General features: G+C 57.2%; 18 protein-coding genes and 1 pseudogene. 9 read left to right on the top strand and 10 right to left on the bottom strand.

Going from position 1 to position 19,599, the window contains the following annotated elements; genetic code table 11:
* Positions 1 to 404: 404 nt before the first annotated feature.
* The 5 genes from ROLI_RS03590 (at position 405) to ROLI_RS03570 (ending at position 4,329) form a co-directional block, all read left to right on the top strand.
* Positions 405 to 1,277: a TIGR01459 family HAD-type hydrolase gene (locus ROLI_RS03590; protein WP_187428298.1), complete on the top strand. Its 873-nt coding sequence runs from the start codon at positions 405 to 407 to the stop codon at positions 1,275 to 1,277.
* 90 nt (positions 1,278 to 1,367) lie between these two features.
* Complete coding sequence (locus ROLI_RS03585; protein ID WP_187428297.1) at positions 1,368 to 1,811, top strand: MaoC family dehydratase; 444 nt, start codon at positions 1,368 to 1,370, stop codon at positions 1,809 to 1,811.
* A gap of 78 nt (positions 1,812 to 1,889) precedes the next feature.
* The gene (locus tag ROLI_RS03580) at positions 1,890 to 2,822 is read left to right on the top strand and encodes a bifunctional riboflavin kinase/FAD synthetase (protein ID WP_187428296.1); all 933 of its coding nucleotides are present in this window, start codon (positions 1,890 to 1,892) and stop codon (positions 2,820 to 2,822) included.
* The gene (locus tag ROLI_RS03575) at positions 2,819 to 3,289 is read left to right on the top strand and encodes a YcgN family cysteine cluster protein (RefSeq protein ID WP_187428295.1); all 471 of its coding nucleotides are present in this window, start codon (positions 2,819 to 2,821) and stop codon (positions 3,287 to 3,289) included. The genes ROLI_RS03580 and ROLI_RS03575 overlap by 4 nt, the downstream gene beginning before the upstream one ends.
* Entirely contained in the window at positions 3,289 to 4,329 is a 1,041-nt protein-coding gene (locus tag ROLI_RS03570; protein ID WP_187428294.1) for a low specificity L-threonine aldolase, read from the top strand. Before ROLI_RS03575 ends, ROLI_RS03570 begins: the two co-directional genes overlap by 1 nt.
* On the opposite strand, the gene ROLI_RS03565 is transcribed toward ROLI_RS03570, so the two are convergent.
* Positions 4,313 to 4,579, bottom strand: coding sequence for a hypothetical protein (locus ROLI_RS03565; protein ID WP_187428293.1), 267 nt, complete (start codon positions 4,577 to 4,579; stop codon positions 4,313 to 4,315). The genes ROLI_RS03570 and ROLI_RS03565 overlap by 17 nt on opposite strands.
* 18 nt (positions 4,580 to 4,597) lie before the next feature.
* Positions 4,598 to 5,197, bottom strand: a complete 600-nt coding sequence (locus tag ROLI_RS03560) for a 2-hydroxychromene-2-carboxylate isomerase (RefSeq protein ID WP_187428292.1) — start codon at positions 5,195 to 5,197, stop codon at positions 4,598 to 4,600.
* Positions 5,198 to 5,310: 113 nt separating this feature from the next.
* Here ROLI_RS03560 and ROLI_RS03555 point away from each other — a divergent pair, with 113 nt between their 5' ends.
* The gene (locus tag ROLI_RS03555) at positions 5,311 to 6,330 is read left to right on the top strand and encodes a ribose-phosphate pyrophosphokinase (RefSeq protein WP_187428291.1); all 1,020 of its coding nucleotides are present in this window, start codon (positions 5,311 to 5,313) and stop codon (positions 6,328 to 6,330) included.
* Between the two features lie 530 nt (positions 6,331 to 6,860).
* Positions 6,861 to 7,514: a hypothetical protein gene (locus tag ROLI_RS03550; protein WP_222869346.1), complete on the top strand. Its 654-nt coding sequence runs from the start codon at positions 6,861 to 6,863 to the stop codon at positions 7,512 to 7,514.
* Positions 7,515 to 7,633: 119 nt separating this feature from the next.
* Here ROLI_RS03550 and ROLI_RS03545 read toward each other — a convergent pair whose 3' ends face one another.
* The 7 genes from ROLI_RS03545 to ROLI_RS03515 form a co-directional block, all read right to left on the bottom strand.
* The gene (locus ROLI_RS03545) at positions 7,634 to 8,431 is read right to left on the bottom strand and encodes a prolyl oligopeptidase family serine peptidase (RefSeq protein WP_222869345.1); all 798 of its coding nucleotides are present in this window, start codon (positions 8,429 to 8,431) and stop codon (positions 7,634 to 7,636) included.
* A gap of 458 nt (positions 8,432 to 8,889) precedes the next feature.
* On the bottom strand, positions 8,890 to 9,306 hold the full coding sequence (locus ROLI_RS03540) for a F0F1 ATP synthase subunit epsilon (RefSeq protein WP_187428288.1): 417 nt from the start codon (positions 9,304 to 9,306) through the stop codon (positions 8,890 to 8,892).
* A 12-nt stretch (positions 9,307 to 9,318) separates the two neighbouring features.
* Positions 9,319 to 10,743, bottom strand: coding sequence for a F0F1 ATP synthase subunit beta (gene atpD, locus ROLI_RS03535; RefSeq protein ID WP_187428287.1), 1,425 nt, complete (start codon positions 10,741 to 10,743; stop codon positions 9,319 to 9,321).
* 19 nt (positions 10,744 to 10,762) lie between these two features.
* On the bottom strand, positions 10,763 to 11,638 hold the full coding sequence (locus ROLI_RS03530) for a F0F1 ATP synthase subunit gamma (RefSeq protein WP_187428286.1): 876 nt from the start codon (positions 11,636 to 11,638) through the stop codon (positions 10,763 to 10,765).
* Between the two features lie 11 nt (positions 11,639 to 11,649).
* On the bottom strand, positions 11,650 to 13,188 hold the full coding sequence (gene atpA / locus ROLI_RS03525; RefSeq protein ID WP_187428285.1) for a F0F1 ATP synthase subunit alpha: 1,539 nt from the start codon (positions 13,186 to 13,188) through the stop codon (positions 11,650 to 11,652).
* Entirely contained in the window at positions 13,189 to 13,749 is a 561-nt protein-coding gene (locus ROLI_RS03520; RefSeq protein ID WP_187428284.1) for a F0F1 ATP synthase subunit delta, read from the bottom strand. It abuts the gene before it with no gap.
* Positions 13,750 to 14,063: 314 nt separating this feature from the next.
* Positions 14,064 to 14,798 carry a class I SAM-dependent methyltransferase gene (locus ROLI_RS03515; RefSeq protein ID WP_187428282.1) on the bottom strand — a complete coding sequence of 245 codons (735 nt, stop codon included), beginning with the start codon at positions 14,796 to 14,798 and terminating at the stop codon, positions 14,064 to 14,066.
* 62 nt (positions 14,799 to 14,860) lie between these two features.
* On the opposite strand from ROLI_RS03515, the gene gloB reads away from it, so the two are divergent.
* Positions 14,861 to 15,628 (top strand): hydroxyacylglutathione hydrolase, encoded by a 768-nt coding sequence (gene gloB / locus ROLI_RS03510; protein WP_187428361.1) that lies wholly within the window; start codon positions 14,861 to 14,863, stop codon positions 15,626 to 15,628.
* 175 nt (positions 15,629 to 15,803) lie between these two features.
* Positions 15,804 to 18,125: an ATP-dependent Clp protease ATP-binding subunit ClpA gene (gene clpA / locus ROLI_RS03505; protein WP_187428281.1), complete on the top strand. Its 2,322-nt coding sequence runs from the start codon at positions 15,804 to 15,806 to the stop codon at positions 18,123 to 18,125.
* 844 nt (positions 18,126 to 18,969) lie between these two features.
* Here clpA and ROLI_RS03500 read toward each other — a convergent pair.
* Positions 18,970 to 19,587, bottom strand: a pseudogene (locus ROLI_RS03500) (IS110 family transposase); the annotation flags it as partial.
* Between the last annotated feature and the right edge of the window lie 12 nt (positions 19,588 to 19,599).

Raw genomic sequence — 19,599 nt, 5'->3', positions numbered from 1 at the left:
ATGCGGGCTCTGCCAGCGCCGGAAAATGCATTCATTTCTTTCGGAAGGTATTGAAAGCCATTCGGGTCCGGATCCTGCCGATGTGTAGTCCGCACCCGGAAGAACGACAGCAGGTGCAAGACAGGCGGCACGGGGCTATGACGACATACCGACACTGACGCAGTCCTTGAGCCAGTTCAGTTGAGGCATTGCGCCCGGCAGACAGGACCCGGCGGTTTATCCGGGGAACTGCCATGATGGCGAGCGGTCAACCCTGCGCAACTGCGCTTCACAAGAGGGCGTGCAGCAGGACCTGAAAGGCCGGGCTTGCGGCACTGCGTCCTTCATGATCTGTCCCCCTTGACGCCGCCACCCTGCCACACAAGGTTCGCGCCAACCCATATTCTGACAAACGAGGGGTAAATATGACCCAGATCATCAAATCACTTTCCAATATTTCCACCCAATATGATGCGCTCTTTGTCGATCTCTGGGGATGCGTTCACAATGGGATCGCAGCCTTGCCGGAGGCCGTCAGCGCATTGCAGGCCTATCGCGCAACGGGGGGCAAAGTCGTGCTGGTGACGAACTCACCACGCCCGCGCGCAGGTGTCGAAAAGCAATTGGTGGCGTTTGGTGTGCCCGATGACAGCTGGGATACCATCGCCACATCCGGCGACAGCGCCCGGTCCGCAATGTTTCGCGGCGTGGTGGGAGAGGCCGTCTGGCACATCGGTTATCCGGGTGATGAGCGGTTTTTCGAGCCGATCGGCGTTGTTGATAACCCCGTGACAATGCGCACCGTCCCGCTGGAAGAAGCCACCGGTATTGTCTGCACGGGACCGCATGATCCGCTTGCGGACCCGGCGGTCATGCGCCCGGAGTTTCTGGTTGCCAAGCAGCGCGGGCTCAAGCTGCTCTGCGCCAATCCCGATATCATCGTGGACCGGGGCGAGCAACGTGAATGGTGTGCAGGGGCTTTGGCCCAGCTTTACACGGAGATGGGCGGCGAAAGCCTCTATTTCGGCAAACCCCACCCGCCGATCTACGATCTGGCCCGTCGCCGGCTGGCGGCATTGGGAACGGATGTTGCGGACGGCCGGATTTTGGCCATCGGTGATGGTGTGCTGACCGACATCGCGGGCGCGATGGGAGAAGACATCGATTCGCTGTTTATTTCGGGGGGGCTGGCGGCCTCTGAGACCAAAACCCAAAAGGATCCCGATCCCAACGCCCTAAAGGATTATTTAGAAAAGGAAATGTCCAATCCAACTTACACAATAGGGTATCTGCGCTGACCTATTTTCTTCTTGCTTTTCTGCATCTGCGAAGTAATAAAGTTTCAACACTCATGTCGTAATGGTCAGAAAATTACCAGAAGGGTCATCATGTTGGACAATCTGCCCCGTGGCACCATCTGCATCGAAGACATCGAAATGGGCATGTCGCGCTCCCTGCAAAAGGTTGTGACGGACGCTGACATCGAGATGTTTGCCCAAATATCCACCGACCGGAACCCAGTCCATTTGGATGATGATTATGCGCGCGACACGATCTTTGAGGGTCGAATTGCCCACGGGATGCTGACCGCTGGGTTGATTTCCGCGGTGATCGGCGAGCAGCTCCCCGGCCATGGCACCGTCTATATGGGCCAATCGTTGAAATTCCTCGCACCCGTGCGTCCGGGGGATCTGGTCCACGCCGAGGTCAAGGTCATCGACATCGAAATGGCCAAGCGGCGCGTGAAGCTGGAATGCCACTGCGCCGTGGACGGTAAAAAAGTGCTGATCGGTGAAGCTACGGTCATGGCGCCGTCGCGCAAATTCGACTGATCCATGCGCAGGGCTGTTGCGCAATAATCGCGCGCCCGCTCGCTTGCGTGTCTGGCGCGCGACGGGTACGCAGGGGCCATGAGGATCATCCGCGACTATCAGTTTGTTGACCCCGACACTCGGGGGGCCAGTGCCGCGATCGGCAATTTTGATGGTGTGCACCTGGGCCATCAATCGGTGATTGATCTTGCCCGGCGCGCCGAACCCGCAGCACCGCTGGGTGTCGTCACATTTGAGCCCCATCCGCGCGATTATTTCGCCCCCGACGCATCGCCGTTCCGCCTGATGAGCCGCGAAGCGCGGGCCAGCCGGTTGGAAAAGCTGGGCGTGGACCAGCTGTACGAACTCAACTTCAATGCCGCCTTGGCCGCGCTCACCCCCGAAGACTTCGCCCTCAAAGTCATTGCCGATGGTTTCGGGTTGAAACATGTGATCGTGGGGGCGGATTTCTGTTTTGGCAAAGGGCGCGCAGGCACAGCGCAACACCTGCGCGCGTTTGGCAAGGAGATGGGCTTCTGCGTGACAATCGCCGAATTGATCGCGCAATCCGATAAAACCATCTCCTCCACCGCGATCCGCACGGCTCTGAGCGAGGGCAATCCGCGACTGGCCGCCTCCATGCTGGGGCATTGGCACCGTATCGAAGGACCGGTGATCGGCGGCGAACAACGCGGGCGCGAGTTGGGATACCCGACGGCGAATATGTCCATCGACGGGCTGCACCCGCCCGCCTTTGGGGTGTATGCGGTGCTGGTGGATGTGCTGGAAGGGCCGCACGAGGGCAGTTATCAGGGTGTCGCCTCCATGGGCGTACGGCCGATGTTTGGCGAGAACCGGCCCAATCTGGAGAGTTTCATCTTTGACTTTCAGGGCGACCTTTATGGTACGCCCCTCTCGGTTGCACTGGTTGAACATCTGCGTCCGGAGGCAAAGTTCGACGGATTGGACGCGCTGATCAAGCAAATGGATGCCGACAGCGCCGAGGCACGCGCCATATTGAGCGCGCTGTGAGCGATCCGATTGACCGCAAGGGCCTGAAAGACCGGTTCTGGGAGCGTAAACCGCTGGCCAAAATGAGCCAAAAGGAGTGGGAATCGCTTTGTGATGGCTGCGGCAAATGTTGTCTGAACAAGCTGGAAGATGAGGACAGCGGCGACGTCGCCCTGACCCGGATCGCGTGCCGGTTGCTGGACGATTCCAATTGCCGCTGTGCCCATTATGACAACCGCCACCAGTTCGTGCCCGATTGCATTGTGCTGAAACCGGATAATCTGGATACCCACGCCTATTGGATGCCCATGACCTGCGCTTACCGTTTGCTCTGGCAGGGCAAACCCCTGCCCGATTGGCATCCGCTGATCACCGGCACGGCGCAATCCGTGCATGATGCCGGCGTGTCGGTACAAGGCTGGACGCTCAGCGAATTCGACATTCCCGAGGATGAGTGGGAAGAGCATATCATCGAGGAGCCGATCTGATGTATTTTTCCTCCGACAATGCCGGGCCCGCCCTGCCCTCAGTCATGGCGCGCGTTAATGCAGCCAATACGGGCTTTGCCCTGCCCTATGGGGCCGATCCCATCATGGAGGAGGTCCGCGCCGCAATCCGCGCGATTTTCGAGGCCCCGGAGGCGGTGGTCTATCTGGTGGCCACGGGGACGGCGGCGAATGCGCTGGCACTCGCCTGTTATGCCCAACCCTGGCAGATGGTGTTTTGCAGCCAGGTCGCCCATATCCAGGAGGATGAATGTAACGCGCCGGAGTTTTATTCAGGCGGCGCGAAACTGTGCCTTGTCGACACCCCCGACAAGATGACGCCCGAGGGTCTGCACGCGCGGATCGAGACCGAAGGGGTGCGCGGTGTGCATGGCGGCGAGCGCGGACCGGTATCGATCACACAGGTGACAGAGCGCGGCAGTGTTTACACCGTGGAGGAGTTGAACGCGCTTTGCGCCGTGGCCAAGTCCTATGATCTGCCCGTGCATCTGGACGGGGCGCGTTTTGCCAATGCGCTGGTCGCTTTGGGGTGCACACCCGCCGAAATGACCTGGAAAGCGGGTGTCGATGTGGTGAGCTTTGGCGGTACGAAGAACGGCTGTCTGGGCGTGGAAGCGGTGGTTTTCTTTGACCCCGCCAAGGCCAGGGAGTTCGAATTACGCCGCAAGCGCGGAGCGCATCTGTTTTCCAAGCATCGGTTTTTATCGGCGCAGATGGCGGGATATCTGGCGGGAGGCGCGTGGCTTGAGGCCGCCAAGAGCGCCAATGAGAACGCCGCCTATCTGGTTGCGGGCCTGCGCGCTGCGGGGGCCGAATTCCTGCATGAACCCCAAGCGAATATGGTGTTTACCCGGTTCCCCCGCCACATTCATCAGCGCCTGCACGACGCGGGTGCGGCGTATAACATGTGGGAACCGGGGCTTGAAAGCGGCGCGCCGGATGCGCTCCTCGCGGCGCGGCTCGTTTGTGATTGGTCGATCACGACCGATCAGATTGATCTATTCCTCAGCCACTTCGCGTAGCGCCGATTTCATCCGCAACCATAGCCCCAAACAAATACCCGATCACGCCAATGCGGCGCGGCACATGCGCCAGGGCCGCGTCCGTACAAGGATAGTGCAGATCGACCGCCCCGTCCCAGTCACCGCTTTTGGCAGGACTCGGCAGGTCAAGGACCCACAGCATGGCACATTCCGCGACAAGCACCGGAATGTCCCAGCCTGCAACGGACCGCCAGCACGGCGCGCGCCCCATGCCCGAAATGTCGCGCATAGGGACAAAAACCTGACGTCACAGTTTCCCGGCGAGATGGGCGCCCAGATGGTCGATCCGATCCTGCCCCCAGAAGCGTTCATCCGTGTCCGTGATGTAGAAGGGCGCGCCGAACACGCCGCGCTCCACAGCCTCTTCGAGGTTGGCGGCATAGGTTTCGGCGCCCTCAAGCAACCCGCTGTCCGCAAGGCTCGGGTCGAACCCGGCCTCCTCAAGGCAGGCGCGCACGACGGCGTCCTGCGCGATGTCTTTTTCATCCGCCCAGACCGAACGCAGGATCGCCGCCATCAACTTGCCCAGATCACCGCCTCCTGCGTTTTGCGCAGCGATGAATGCATAAGAAGACGGTGCCGCATTTGTTGGCCAATGCGCGGGTTTGAGGGTGAGCGGCATGTCGAGCAGCTTGGCCTGACGCACTAACTCCTGCGCGCGCATCTCGACCCGGCTGAAATGGCGATCCTTGGGCGGCGTCCCCCCGGTGCGCCCAAAGAGCGCCATGATGTCGAGCGGTTTGTAGGTGATGGTCGCGCCGTGTTTGGCCGCCACCGCTTCAGCCCTGTTCCCGGCCAGGTAGGCATAGGGCGACAGTGTTGAAAAAAAGAGGTCAATATGTGCCATTTAGCGGCTCCTGATAGGGGTGTGGTTCTTTGCCGATTGGTAAGGGCGTGGTAGGGGGAGTCAACATCACGAATCTGTCACATTTGCCCGCTGCAACATCAGGATCGCCCCTCATGCCAGAATTCCACGAACCAAAACTCATCGCCGGTAACGCCAATATGCCGCTCGCCAACGCCATTGCGCGACGTATGTCGATGCATCGTGGCAAACAAGTCGGGCTGGTCGATGCCCGCGTCGAGCGGTTCAATGACGGCGAGATATTCGTCGAGGTCTTCGAGAACGTGCGCGGAGAGGACATGTTCATTGTTCAATCGACGTCCAATCCGGCCAATGACAATCTGATGGAACTGCTGATCATGGCCGATGCGCTGCGGCGGTCTTCAGCGGCGCGGGTCACGGCCGTTTTGCCCTATTTCGGCTACGCCAGACAGGACCGGCGTACCAAGGCGCGCACGCCGATTACGGCCAAGCTGGTTGCAAATATGCTCGTCGGCACGGGGATCGAGCGGGTGCTGACAATGGATTTGCACGCCGCGCAGATCCAGGGGTTCTTCGACATTCCCGTGGACAACCTTTATGCTTCACCGATCTTTGCGCTGGACATCAAGACCGCCTTCAAGGGCCGGATGAACGAGCTCATGGTCGTCTCTCCGGATGTGGGCGGTGTGGCGCGCGCGCGCGAATTGGCCAAGCGGATCAACTCGCCATTGGCCATTGTGGACAAACGCCGCGAAAAACCCGGTGAAGTCGCGGAAATGACCGTGATCGGGGATGTGACCGGGAAAACCTGCCTGATCGTGGATGATATGTGCGACACAGCCGGCACGCTCTGCAAGGCTGCCGAAGTTCTGATTGAGAATGGTGCCAAGGAAGTACATTCCTATATTACTCACGGGATCATGTCTGGCCCCGCTGTGGAACGCGTCACCAAATCCGTGATGAAATCGCTGGTCATCACCGACACCATCGCGGCGACCGATGCGGTCAAATCCGCACCCAACATCCGCATCGTGCCGACAGCGCCTGTCTTTGCGCAGGCCATTCTGAACATCTGGAGTGGGACATCCGTATCGTCATTGTTTGAGGCCGACACGCTGAGCCCGATCTATGATGGGATGTATGCCGCTGAGTAAATCGCAGGTAAAACCGTCTGGTGCCCTGGGGTTGGTGGGCCGCTGCTATGAGCGAATCAAACAGACCTGTTTTAAGGCCAGAACGCGATTTACAGCCTGAGTGCAGGGGGTTGTGATCAAGGGGTAATGCGTCATTCGGGGTAATATGCCTCTTTGCGGCGAGCCTGAGTATCTCCTGTCAACGCGTTCGAACGTCACGCGAAGACTTCGAGCCGGCGCTCCACGACAAGTGCCATCGCCACCCATCTGGACGTATGATTTCACGAGACAGACTCCTCGCGGATCACCCTATGCTATGGCTCAAAATGACATGCAGCCGCAGCAAACCCAGGCAGGGCCTTGCCTGCCCGGTCCCTAACAAGAGAGCTTCGTAATTTGACTGTTTTTCACTTTCTTTGGCAGAGACTCAAAAAATATGTCAGACTTGTCGTTGAAATTGTAAGTCGAGGGCGAAAATGCGGCGGCTCGGAACCTTTTCTTGTTTGGCCTTACTTTTGTCCTTCGGGATGGCAGGAGCTCAGGACGGGAAGGTGCCTCGCCAACCGACGCCGAATCTCGATCCTGCGCAGGTCTTCAGGGAGCCCTGCCCCGGGCCAAATTGCCCTGTCCAACCAACCGGGCCATTGGACTGCCTGCCGGACTGTCCAACCGCCGAGCGCGTGAACCCTTTACAGGAAGCTGTTGAAGAACTTGCCGGAAAGGTGAAACCGGAAATTCCTGTTGGTGATAATGCGGTGATTGGCGTGAACCCCAAACCCAAAGAACCCGGCGTGTTTATTCGGGTTGGCCCCAAAGAGAAGCCTGACGACATACCCCAACCGACCGTGCCAATTCGCAATGCAACAAAAGAAATCAAAAAAAGTGGTTTGGAAAAAGCAGCCGTGAAACCGGCTCAAATTTGTGTCTCGGCAAGTGCGACATCGCGCGACATCATTGCGAAAACGATTGTAACAAACAAAACCGGTGAGTTACGCAGGCTGCATGTCAAATTTTGTCAGGGTCTTTTCGAATCCTATCAAAGATCGATGCAGTCCTACTATCAAGCACTTGCAGACGCGAAAAAGCATGCCCCCTACGGAAAAGCCTGGGAAATGGCCGCGCAGAGTTTTTACCGCAATGCACAATGGTATCTCGGCGATATGATACCAAATAATTGCAGTTTTCGGAACCCAATTTGCCAATAGCGGCTCAAACGGCACAGACACCGCCTGGTTCATGATTGTGGCCTTATGATTGGCCAAATACAGACTGGACGGACCCAAAGGGGTACGAATTCTGAAAGGTGTAAACACAGAACAGTCCCTCAGTCGAGGCTCTGCCAGTAGCGCCAAACCGCTTCACTCAGATGGGGTCCGATCTCATAATACCAACGGCTGTGCCCGCGGATCATAACCAGATCAACATCATGGCCTGCCGCGGAAAGCGCCTCCCCTGTTACCTGCGCGGCGCGACCGGAAAACAGATGATCATTCAGGCCAAGGTAATGGCGCATGGGTGGGGCGATTTGGGCCGGAAGGACCTGAGACGCGTCCAATATGCCTGCGTGAGTCGCCACGGCACGCCAGGGCGTCCCCACGCGGTTTGCATAGAGCGTTGCCAGAATGCCCCCAGCGGAATGACCAAAAAGATAGAGCTGTGAAGTATCAAGCGGCACCTGCTCATTTGCATCGCGCAGCGCAGTGATCAGAAAATTCGGATGATCCTCCACCGGAGACCAGCTCGGGCCAAAGGAATCGGGCGCGATCAGGATCATGTCGTGCCGATCCGCTGTTTGGCACCACATGTCGATCATCGAACGCCCCGATCGTTGTGCGCCGTGCAGCAGCAAAACCGCCGGACGCGGTGCCTTAGTCGAGGTTGCAGGAGCATATAGATAATAACGGCGTGGCTGGCCCTCAAAACTGATGCTGCGCTGCAGTTCGGCAAAAGCGGGGGCGGTATAGCTGACATTTGCGCCAACGCGCGCCACGTCAGCAGGGTAGGGAATCGTTTCGATTTCAAAATCACCGGTCTGCGCATACGCGCCCTGCCCCATAATCAAAAACATCGCGAAAAATACGTTACAAATGGCCAAGGCCACGTTGCAGCTTCGTGTCTTCATTATATGGCCAATCCCGCCCTATGGTTTCCGCGACGCTTCCATTAGGACATCAGGACCCTAAAAAACGGTAAAACCGCTATGATTTTCGATCTTAAGAACTTTATGTCTGGTTATATAGGTTGTGCACCTGGATTTTGCTCACCCCAATCTTACCGCCAGCAACACCCTAACGCGCGCTGCACTCTGGTCCAAATTAGACCCAACGCAACCTGCCTCCTTTGAAGTTTAGCACGGAATACAAACGCTGGTTTAGCGCCACACTTATTGATCATGGGGGCAAGATTCCATCAAATCAAACCGGCAGCACCCCATCGCTTCGTATGAATTTGATATAAAAATGGCCGCGCCTGATATCGGGCGCGGCCATTACAATATTACATATATGGTTGCGGTATTCACCCAAACTTCACCCGCCGTGCGCTCAACGAAAAGCCGCTCGCGGACGGATCATGGGGCAATCAAACGCGGATGTGATCGCCCACGGCCACCATATCGGCGAGGAGCTTGGCCGCATCATCCACGGGACCGGGTTCGTTCACGAAGGTCGACTTGGCGTTGTTAAGCGCCTCTTCGGCTTCTTTGACCAGTTCCGCGATATGCTCCGATGTGACCTCGGCGCGCGGCATGGCGCGTTCGGCCAGCACCGTGACGCCAGCAGCGGTGATTTCGGCAAAACCACCCGTCACGACATATTCGGATTTACCGTCCGGGCCTTCCGTGCTGAGCACGCCGGGGCGCAGGGTGGTGATGGTGGGCGCGTGGCCCGCCATCGCTGTCATGTCGCCATCAGCGCCCGGAATCTGGACGGATACGACCTGCGCAGAGGCAAGCCGCCGTTCGGGCGAGACCAGATCAAATTGCGTCGTATCTGCCATTGTGCGGGCTCCTTAAGCGGCGTCTGCCGCCATTTTTTCGGCTTTCGCTTTCACTTCTTCGATGCCGCCAACCATGTAGAAGGCACCTTCGGGCAAGTGGTCATATTCGCCGGCCACAACCGCTTTGAAGCTCTCGATGGTCTCCGTGAGCGGCACCTGTTTACCATCCGCCCCGGTGAAGACTTTAGCAACATCAAAGGGTTGGCTGAGGAAGCGTTGGATTTTCCGGGCACGGGCCACGGTCAGTTTGTCCTCTTCGGAGAGTTCATCCATGCCGAGGATCGCGATGATATCCTGCAAGGATTTGTAGCGTTGCAGGATGCCCTGAACGTCACGGGCCACTTGGTAGTGTTCGTCACCCACAACCGATGGATCCATCAGACGTGATGTGGAATCAAGCGGATCAACCGCAGGATAGATGCCCAATTCGGAAATCGCACGCGACAAAACGGTCGTTGCATCCAAGTGCGCAAAGGAGGTCGCAGGTGCCGGGTCGGTAAGGTCATCCGCAGGCACGTAAACGGCCTGCACGGAGGTGATCGAACCGGCCTTCGTGGAGGTAATACGCTCCTGCATCTGGCCCATGTCGGTGGCCAGCGTTGGCTGGTAGCCAACCGCAGACGGGATACGACCCAAGAGAGCAGACACCTCGGAACCGGCTTGTGTAAAGCGGAAGATGTTGTCCACAAAGAACAAAACGTCGGTCCCGGATTGGTCGCGGAACTGCTCGGCCAATGTCAGACCGGTCAGAGCAACCCGCATACGCGCGCCGGGAGGTTCGTTCATCTGGCCGTAAACCAGCGCCACTTTGGACTCAGTCAGATTGTCAGGCACGATCACGTTGGAATCGATCATTTCGTGGTAAAGGTCGTTCCCTTCACGCGTCCGCTCACCCACACCGGCGAACACGGAGAAACCCGAGTGCACCTTGGCGATGTTGTTGATCAATTCCATGATCAGAACGGTTTTACCCACGCCCGCACCGCCGAAGAGGCCGATCTTGCCGCCCTTGGCGTAAGGTGCCAAAAGGTCAATCACCTTGATGCCGGTTTCCAGCACTTCGGAGGTGGTGGATTGCTCATCAAACGCAGGCGCATCCTGGTGGATCGAGCGTTTTTCATCCGATTCAACGGGGCCTTTTTCGTCGATGGGCTCGCCCACAACGTTCATGATCCGACCCAGCGTCGCATTGCCCACCGGGATCGAGATTGGACCGTCTGTGTCGGTCACTTTCTGACCGCGGACGAGACCCTCTGTGGCGTCCATCGCGATGGTGCGCACGGTGTTTTCGCCCAAGTGTTGCGCCACTTCGAGCACGAGGCGGTTGCCATTGTTGTCTGTTTCCAGCGCGTTCAGGATTTCCGGCAGGTGATCGCCGAATTGAACGTCAACGACCGCGCCGATGACCTGTGTGATTTTGCCGACTGCGTTTGCCATGTCGTTTCTCCGATGTGTTCTACAGCGCTTCCGCGCCGGAAATGATTTCAATCAGCTCGTTGGTGATGACGGCCTGACGCGAGCGGTTGTATTGGATGGTCAGTTTGTCGATCATCTCGCCCGCGTTGCGTGTCGCATTGTCCATCGCCGACATCCGTGAGCCTTGCTCGGATGCGCCATTTTCCAACAGGGCCGCAAATATCTGCGTGGCCACACCGCGCGGCAACAAATCTGCCAGAACGGCTTCCTCCGAGGGTTCGTAATCGAACAGTTCGGACGTCGCATCACCCTCGGGCGCGTCGAATTGGGCCGGGATGATCTGCTGTGCGGTCGGGATCTGCGTCACGACGTTGACGAACTTCGCGTAAAACAGCGTGGCGACGTCAAATTCGCTTGCGTCAAAACGCGCCAGCACATCCTTGGCGATGCCCTGTGCGTCCGCATAGCCTACGCGCTTCACTTCGGTCATATCAACATGACCAATGTAAAACTTGCCATAGTCACGCTTCATCTGATCGCGGCCTTTTTTGCCGACAGTGAGGATTTTTACCTCTTTGCCAGCCGCCATCAGTTTTTGCGCATGGGTGCGAGCAAGTTTCGCGATGTTGGAGTTGAAGCCACCACAAAGGCCGCGTTCAGAGGTCATGACGATTAGAAGCTGCACCTTGTCGCTGCCCGTTCCGGACAGCAGTTTAGGTGCGGAATCCGATCCACCAACGGAGGCTGAGAGCCCTGCCATCACGGCGTTGAACCGTTCTGTGTAGGGGCGCGATTGTTCCGCAGCTTCCTGCGCACGGCGCAGCTTTGCAGCTGCCACCATTTGCATCGCCTTGGTGATCTTGCGGGTCGATTTGACCGACTCGATCCTGTTTTTTAAGTCCTTAAGACTGGGCATGGGCCTACCTCTTAAGCGAAATCAGCGGCGAATTCGGTGAGCGCAGCTTTGATGCTGTCGGCCAATTCGTCTTTCACCTTGCGATCGTTGTTGGTGATGTCATCCAGCAACGCTTTATGCTTGGAGCGCAGATGCGCCAGCATGCCGGCCTCAAAACGCCCGACGTCCTTGACGGCAACCTTGTCGAGGAACCCATTGGTCCCCGCGAAGATCACACAGACGATTTCCGCGTTGGTCAAAGGTGCATATTGCGACTGTTTCATCAATTCGGTCAGACGCGCGCCACGGGCCAGCAATTGCTGTGTGGAGGCATCAAGGTCGGAACCGAACTGCGCAAAAGCCGCCATTTCGCGGTACTGCGCGAGGGAAAGTTTCACCGGTCCGGCCACCGAGGACATCGCCTTGGTCTGAGCGGAGGAGCCCACACGCGATACCGACAGACCTGTGTTCACAGCAGGGCGGATGCCTTGGTAAAACAGTTCGGTTTCAAGGAAGATCTGACCATCTGTGATCGAAATCACGTTGGTCGGAATAAACGCCGACACGTCGCCGCCCTGGGTTTCGATGATCGGCAGCGCCGTCAAAGAGCCGTTACCGGCATCATCGCCCAGTTTCGCGGAGCGTTCCAGCAGACGGGAGTGGAGATAGAAAACGTCACCTGGGTAAGCTTCACGACCAGGTGGGCGACGCAGCAACAGGGACATCTGGCGATAGGACACGGCCTGTTTGGACAGATCATCATAGATGATCAGCGCGTGACGGCCATTGTCGCGGAAATGCTCGGCCATCGCGGTCGCGGAGTAAGGTGCGAGGAACTGCATCGGTGCAGGCTCGGAAGCGGTCGCGGCCACAACGATGGAATATTCAATCGCGCCGGTCTCTTCGAGCTTTTTCACCAGCTGTGCCACGGTGGAACGCTTCTGGCCAATCGCAACATAGACGCAATAGAGCTTCTTACCCTCGTCATCGCCAGCCGCATCATTGATGGATTTCTGGTTCAGGATCGCATCGAGCGCCACAGCGGTTTTACCAGTCTGACGGTCGCCAATGATCAATTCGCGCTGGCCACGGCCAATCGGGATCATCGCATCGACGGATTTGAGGCCAGTCGCCATGGGTTCGTGCACAGATTTACGCGGGATAATGCCCGGCGCTTTAACGTCTGCCACGGAGGAGGTTTTCGCGCCAATCGGGCCCTTGCCGTCAATCGGATTGCCCAGACCATCCACAACACGGCCCAGCAATTCGTCGCCCGTGGGCACGGACACGATGGAATTCGTGCGCTTGACGGTGTCGCCTTCTTTGATGTCACGGTCGGAACCGAAAATAACCACACCGACGTTGTCGGATTCGAGGTTCAGCGCCATGCCCTGAATCCCACCGGGGAATTCGACCATCTCACCGGCCTGGACATTGTCCAACCCGTAAACGCGCGCGATGCCGTCACCGACGGAAAGCACACGGCCTACTTCGGCCACTTCGGCCTCTTGACCGAAATTCTTGATCTGGTCCTTCAGGATCGCAGAAATTTCTGCTGCTTGGATACCCATTTATCCGACCTCTTTCATTACATTCTGGAGGGAATTCAGTTTCGCGCGGATCGAGGTGTCGATCATGCGCGAACCAACTTTGACAATCAGACCACCGATGAGGCTTTCATCCACGGTCGTATTGAGTGTGACGGTTTTGCCTGTAGAGGCCTTGAGTGATTTGGTGAGCTTGTCGCTCTGCGTCTTGGTCAGCGCCTTGGCAGAGGTCACATCGGCAGTGACTTCGCCTTTTTCGGTGGCGATGATCTCGCGCAGGGTCGACACCAGTTGCGGCAAGACGAACAGGCGGCGGTTTTGTGCCATCAGGGCCAGCGTATTGGCGACCGTATCCGACAGCTTCATTTTCGCGGCCAGCGCGGCAATCGCAGCACCCTGTTCTTCACGCGAATAAATCGGCGAATGGATCAGCGCACGGAAATCCGCGCTATCCGCAAGAGCGTCCCGGAGCGCATCGAGATCAGCCTCCAGCGCTTTGACGACATTGGCGTCCTTGGCAATTTCATAGACCGCCGTGGCATAACGCCCGGCAATGCTTGTGGAAATCGAAGCTGGTTCTGACACGTCCACCCTTCCGATGTTCTGGCCCCGGATATGCGAAGAGGTCGCGTCACCGAGAGTGTTGGCGCGGCTTGAATTACTCAAGACGTCGAAATCAGCGGTGATGTAGCAGAGAGGATCAGACCCCGCAACATGAGATCGTGATCAGCGGTTTTGGCACTTTCTTCGTTATTTCAGGCACTTGGCTTGGCTGCGGCGGTTTGGCCCGTAATAAAAATCCGCAAATGACACAAATCTGGAGCGGTTTTGCGATTCCCATGCTGCAAAAACCGGCATTTGAGGTCGTATCAGCGTCCCGCGAAAGCCCCGACCCATGATCAAACCGGTTTCGCGGCCGGCTCCAAAACGGCGCTGGGACGCAGTTTTCGGCTGCGTTCGACCTTGCCCTTGGGCGGGTAGACCAGTTTCGTGGCCTCCACCATAAAGGCCCCCCCCGCCATCATGGTCGGCATGCGGCGACCGAATTTTTCAAAGGCAGCACCGGTTTTCATCCACCACCGCTTTGTCGAAGGCACGAGATAAAGCGCGCCCGCGTGGCGTTCCGGCAGGAATTGATGTTTGCGCAATTGCGTTTCGAGTTGTCCCGGCGAATAGGGACGCCCAAAGCCAAAGGGTGTGCGGTCGCGCCGTGCCCAAAGTCCCGCGCGGTTGGGCACGATGAACAGCGCCCGCCCCCCCGGTCCCAGCACGCGCCAGCACTCCTCCAACAGGTCTGAGGCGCGCTCGGAGGTCTCCAGCGCATGCAGCAGCACCAATTTGTCCACATGGCCGGTTTCCAGCGGCCATTGTGTTTCCTCGGTGAGCACCGAAACATTGGGTTTGCCCGGCGGCCAGGGCATCACCCCCTGTGGCCCAGGCATCAAGGCAATCACGCGGCGCGCATCCTTGAGGTAGGGACGCAGCAAGGGCGCGGCAAAGCCAAAACCCACCACCGTCTGTCCCTTGGCCTCGGGCCAGATCTCGCGCATGCGCGATTGCAGGCTCGACTGCGCCGCCCGCCCCAAAGCGGAGCGGTAGTAGAAATTTCGCAGGTCCTGAACGTCCAGATGCATTGCGGCCAGCCTCGGTATCGGTCACTCTGGCAACAGCTTTGCAAAAGTGGAAGTAAATGACCATGCCCGTCGAGATCGTGACCATCCCCTGCCTGTCGGATAATTACGCGTTTTTGGTGCATGATACCGCCAGCGGGCAGACCGCGCTTGTCGATATTCCCGAGGCCGCACCGATCCTAGAGGCGCTGTCCACGCGCGGCTGGGTGTTGAGCGAGGTCTGGATCACGCATCATCATGACGATCATGTGCAGGGGTTGGTTAAGGTATTGGAGGCGCACCCCGCCCGCGTCACCGGGGCTGCGGCGGATGCGCATCGACTGCCCCCCCTGGACCGCTCGTTATCAGATGGGGAGTCGTTCGATTTCGCGGGCCATTCGGTTCAGGTCATGGATGTGTCCGGCCACACAAAGGGGCATATTGCCTATTACATGGCGGATGCATCGGCGGCGTTCACCGGGGACAGTCTGATGGCTTTGGGCTGCGGGCGGCTGTTTGAGGGCAGCGCCGATCAGATGTGGCAGAGCCTGAGCAAGTTGGCGGCGCTGCCCGGCGACACAATTATTTGTTCCGGACATGAATATACCGCATCCAACGCTAAGTTCGCGTTAACCATTGATCCGCATAATCCTGATCTTATATCACGGAATGAAAAGATTGTCTCGGCACGCGCCGCTGGCAGCCCCACCGTTCCCTCACTTCTGACGCTGGAGGCGGCGACAAATCCGTTTTTGCGCGCCGCCAACGCTGACATTCGCGCAGGTCTGGACATGCCAGACGCAACGGATGCTCAGGTCTTCGCTGAAATCCGTGCCCGAAAGGACGCCTTCTAACGCCTGCAACACAGCCCTTATTTACATCTTCACATTATTTTTCATCAAAAAAGTGAAGAAAAAACTTGAAGCCGGGCTGCGATCAACCAAACTCTAACACTATGAGGCCATGGTCGGCTCATGGATCGACATCTTTCAGATCCCCCACCGACCCCGATCAGAAGGAGCGCATATTGTGCCTTCATTTTCGACCACACTTGAACAGGCGATACATTCTGCATTGGCGCTGGCCAATGCCAGGCGACATGAATTTGCAACACTTGAGCACCTTCTGCTGGCCCTGATTGACGAGCCCGATGCCATGCGCGTCATGAAGGCGTGCAGCGTCGACATTGACGATTTACGCGCGACCTTGGTGGAATTCGTAGACGAGGACCTGAGCAATCTGGTCACCGATGTCGATGGCTCCGAAGCCGTGCCGACGGCTGCATTCCAGCGCGTCATCCAGCGGGCCGCAATCCATGTGCAGTCCTCCGGGCGCACCGAGGTGACAGGCGCAAATGTGTTGGTTGCGATCTTTGCTGAACGCGAAAGCAACGCCGCCTACTTCCTGCAAGAGCAGGATATGACGCGTTATGATGCGGTTAATTTCATCGCGCATGGTGTCGCCAAGGATCCCGCTTACGGCGAGCCACGTCCGGTTTCCGGCGCGCCCGAGCATGAAGAAGAGACCCAGGGTGTTACCGAGGGCGATAAAAAAGAGAGTGCGCTGGAAAAATACTGCGTGGATCTCAATGCCAAGTCACGCGAGGGCGACATCGACCCGCTGATCGGACGCGAGTCTGAGGTGGAACGCTGCATTCAAGTGCTGTGTCGTCGGCGCAAGAACAACCCGCTTCTGGTGGGCGACCCCGGTGTAGGCAAAACGGCAATTGCCGAAGGCTTGGCGCGAAAAATCGTTGCGGGTGAAACACCGGAAGTGTTGGAAAACGCGACTATTTACTCACTCGATATGGGTGCGCTGCTGGCCGGTACACGCTACCGCGGCGATTTCGAAGAACGTCTGAAGGCGGTTGTTTCCGAGCTGGAAGACCATAAAGACGCGGTTCTGTTTATCGACGAAATCCACACTGTGATCGGCGCGGGTGCGACCTCTGGCGGGGCGATGGATGCCTCCAATCTGCTCAAACCGGCGCTTGCGGGCGGCAAATTGCGCACCATGGGCTCAACCACCTACAAGGAATTCCGCCAGCATTTCGAAAAGGACCGCGCGCTCAGCCGCCGGTTCCAGAAAATCGACGTGAATGAACCGTCGGTTGAGGATGCGGTAAAAATCCTGCGTGGCTTGAAACCCTATTTTGAGGAGCACCACTCTGTCAAATACACGGCAGATGCGATTAAATCCTCTGTGGAACTGGCGTCTCGCTATATCAATGACCGCAAACTGCCCGATTCCGCGATTGATGTGATCGACGAGGCCGGTGCGGCGCAACATCTTGTCGTCGCGGCCAAGCGCCGCAAAACAATCGGCACCCGGGAAATTGAAAATGTCGTCGCCAAGATCGCGCGCATTCCGCCCAAAAACGTCTCCAAAGACGATGCCGAAGTGCTGAAGGATCTAGAAGGATCCCTGAAACGTGTGGTGTTTGGTCAAGATAAAGCCATCGAAGCCTTGTCCTCTGCGATCAAACTGGCTCGCGCAGGCCTGCGCGAGCCGGAAAAACCCATCGGGAATTACCTTTTTGCAGGCCCGACTGGCGTCGGAAAGACCGAAGTCGCCAAGCAGTTAGCGGATACGCTTGGCGTCGAACTCCTGCGCTTTGATATGTCCGAATACATGGAAAAGCACGCCGTGAGCCGCTTGATCGGAGCCCCTCCGGGATATGTCGGCTTTGACCAGGGCGGGATGCTGACGGATGGCGTAGATCAACACCCTCATTGTATTTTGCTGCTCGATGAGATGGAGAAAGCCCATCCGGACGTCTACAATATCTTGTTGCAGGTGATGGATCACGGCAAACTCACAGATCACAACGGGCGTACCGTTGATTTTCGCAATGTCGTTGTGATCATGACATCCAATGCCGGTGCGTCCGAGCAAGCCAAAGAGGCCATCGGTTTTGGGCGCGATCGTCGGACCGGCGAGGACACGGCTGCAATAGAGCGGACTTTCACGCCTGAGTTCCGGAACAGACTTGATGCCGTGATTAGCTTCGCACCACTGCCCAAGGAAGTCATCTTGCGTGTGGTTGAGAAGTTTGTCCTGCAACTGGAAGCGCAATTGATGGATCGCAACGTGACGATTGAGCTGACTAAACCCGCAGCAGAATGGCTGGCAGACAAGGGTTATGATACAAAAATGGGCGCGCGTCCGCTCGGACGTGTGATCCAAGAGCACATCAAAAAACCTTTGGCTGAAGACCTGCTGTTCGGCAAGTTGGCAAAGGGTGGGATCGTGAAGGTGGGCGTAAAGGCCGGTGAGATCGACCTGAAAATTGAAGGGCCTGAAAAACCTCGACTGTCCGGCAATAAACCTCCTCTGCTGACGGCAGAATAAAGTCGCATAAAGACAACCGGCTGGCCCCGTCATTTTCTGATATGACGGGGCTTTTTTTCGTCTTTTATACTTGGCAGCACCCCTGACATTTGGGCGTTCTAGAGCGATTTGACCTTTTATACGACTTTTTTTCGCAAGTTTGTTGAACCATGCTCACACCCTTGGATGCGTTTCGCCTGAAGCGAGGTTACAACATCTTGTGCAATCGACTCCCGATCTCCGACCGACAGATTTTGGACTTGGGCAGGCGCGTCGGGTCCAGACCTATACTCCAAAACTTGCTTTATCCCCCACCGCACCGTTGTCCCTATAATCAATATGATAGATGAAATGATAGCCGCTCTAATGGTGGCCTTGGGGTCGTCGACTAGCGAAGATATGACAATCTTTAACTTTTGGCTGCCCGGCTCAGAAGAAACCAGATCAATCGTAGGCGGCCAGGATGGATCAAAATGACCGCCGACGCTTTCAATTAGATCAGCCCATGCAATAGCCGCCTTTGCCGCAGTTTTTAGATCAATTCTCGAATTTTCTTTTAGATCAATAAATAGGACTAAACCACGACCGCCTTTTATGGTTACCGCCTATGGTGCAAGTTGTTTTTGACGCTGTAAGCATGTGATTGAGTGCGGTCTTCTATCAGGCCTTTGAGTGCGGCACTTCAGCAGCCGCTGGCCGGTATGGTGATCTGCGGATCAGGTCCAAATCTGACGTACGAGCTTTGCTGCTCAGCCGGTAGTCTTGGTTTTCCTAATCCAGGTCTATTCGATCAATTTGCCCATTCAGGTCATCGACTTCTCACACCTCCTTCACCGACGTCAGATTGCTGTGCGCAGAGCTAGCGTCATACTGCTGCTGCCGCCTGCGTCGGATCTCTGTAATCTTCATTATGCGTCATCATGGCCCAGATCGCGCGCGCCATTTTGTTTGCCAATGCGATTGCCACCAGCATCCGAGGCTTTCTCTCTAACATTCGCGCCAGCCACGAGCCTGGCCGGATCGACTTGCGTCCAAGCCAGTTGAGCCGCATCATTGCTCCAATGATCAAAAGCCGGCGAATGTCAGCCTGCCCTGCTTTTGAGATCCGCCCAAGCCGGGCCTTGCCGCCTGAGGAATGTTGACGGGGCACCAAACCAAGCCAGGCGGCAAAATCCCGCCCACATTTAAAACTGCTCATCGGCGGAGCAAAAGCTTCAATAGCTAACGCCGTTAGAGGTCCAACGCCTGGCATCGTCTGTAATTGCCGGGTTAAATCCGCATTCTTTGACAGGACCTTGGCTTTCTTCGTTTTGGCTTCAATTCGGGCTGTCTTCTCGGCGATCTGTAAAATGAGATCTCGGCACGCTTCAAGGGCCAGTTCAGGTAGCTCTCCGTTCGATCCCTCAAGGGTGGCCTCGATACGCTTGAGGTTCGCAATGCCTAGCGGAAAAACATGGCCATATTCATACATCACCGCCCGGACTGGACCTGTCGC

It is taken from the genome of Roseobacter fucihabitans (assembly GCF_014337925.2).
GTDB classification, from domain to species: Bacteria; Pseudomonadota; Alphaproteobacteria; order Rhodobacterales; family Rhodobacteraceae; genus Roseobacter; species Roseobacter fucihabitans.
This window is presented reverse-complemented; position numbering and strand designations above follow the sequence as displayed.

Coding starts and splice junctions, on each gene's coding strand:
- ROLI_RS03540 (WP_187428288.1), bottom strand. CDS start 9,306: ATGGCAGATACGACGCAATTTGATCTGGTCTCGCCCGAACGGCGGCTT.
- ROLI_RS03530 (WP_187428286.1), bottom strand. CDS start 11,638: ATGCCCAGTCTTAAGGACTTAAAAAACAGGATCGAGTCGGTCAAATCG.
- ROLI_RS03560 (WP_187428292.1), bottom strand. CDS start 5,197: ATGGCACATATTGACCTCTTTTTTTCAACACTGTCGCCCTATGCCTAC.
- ROLI_RS03585 (WP_187428297.1), top strand. CDS start 1,368: ATGTTGGACAATCTGCCCCGTGGCACCATCTGCATCGAAGACATCGAA.
- ROLI_RS03580 (WP_187428296.1), top strand. CDS start 1,890: ATGAGGATCATCCGCGACTATCAGTTTGTTGACCCCGACACTCGGGGG.
- ROLI_RS03570 (WP_187428294.1), top strand. CDS start 3,289: ATGTATTTTTCCTCCGACAATGCCGGGCCCGCCCTGCCCTCAGTCATG.
- ROLI_RS03555 (WP_187428291.1), top strand. CDS start 5,311: ATGCCAGAATTCCACGAACCAAAACTCATCGCCGGTAACGCCAATATG.
- atpD (WP_187428287.1), bottom strand. CDS start 10,743: ATGGCAAACGCAGTCGGCAAAATCACACAGGTCATCGGCGCGGTCGTT.
- ROLI_RS03565 (WP_187428293.1), bottom strand. CDS start 4,579: ATGCGCGACATTTCGGGCATGGGGCGCGCGCCGTGCTGGCGGTCCGTT.
- ROLI_RS03515 (WP_187428282.1), bottom strand. CDS start 14,798: ATGCATCTGGACGTTCAGGACCTGCGAAATTTCTACTACCGCTCCGCT.
- ROLI_RS03590 (WP_187428298.1), top strand. CDS start 405: ATGACCCAGATCATCAAATCACTTTCCAATATTTCCACCCAATATGAT.
- gloB (WP_187428361.1), top strand. CDS start 14,861: ATGCCCGTCGAGATCGTGACCATCCCCTGCCTGTCGGATAATTACGCG.
- ROLI_RS03545 (WP_222869345.1), bottom strand. CDS start 8,431: ATGAAGACACGAAGCTGCAACGTGGCCTTGGCCATTTGTAACGTATTT.
- atpA (WP_187428285.1), bottom strand. CDS start 13,188: ATGGGTATCCAAGCAGCAGAAATTTCTGCGATCCTGAAGGACCAGATC.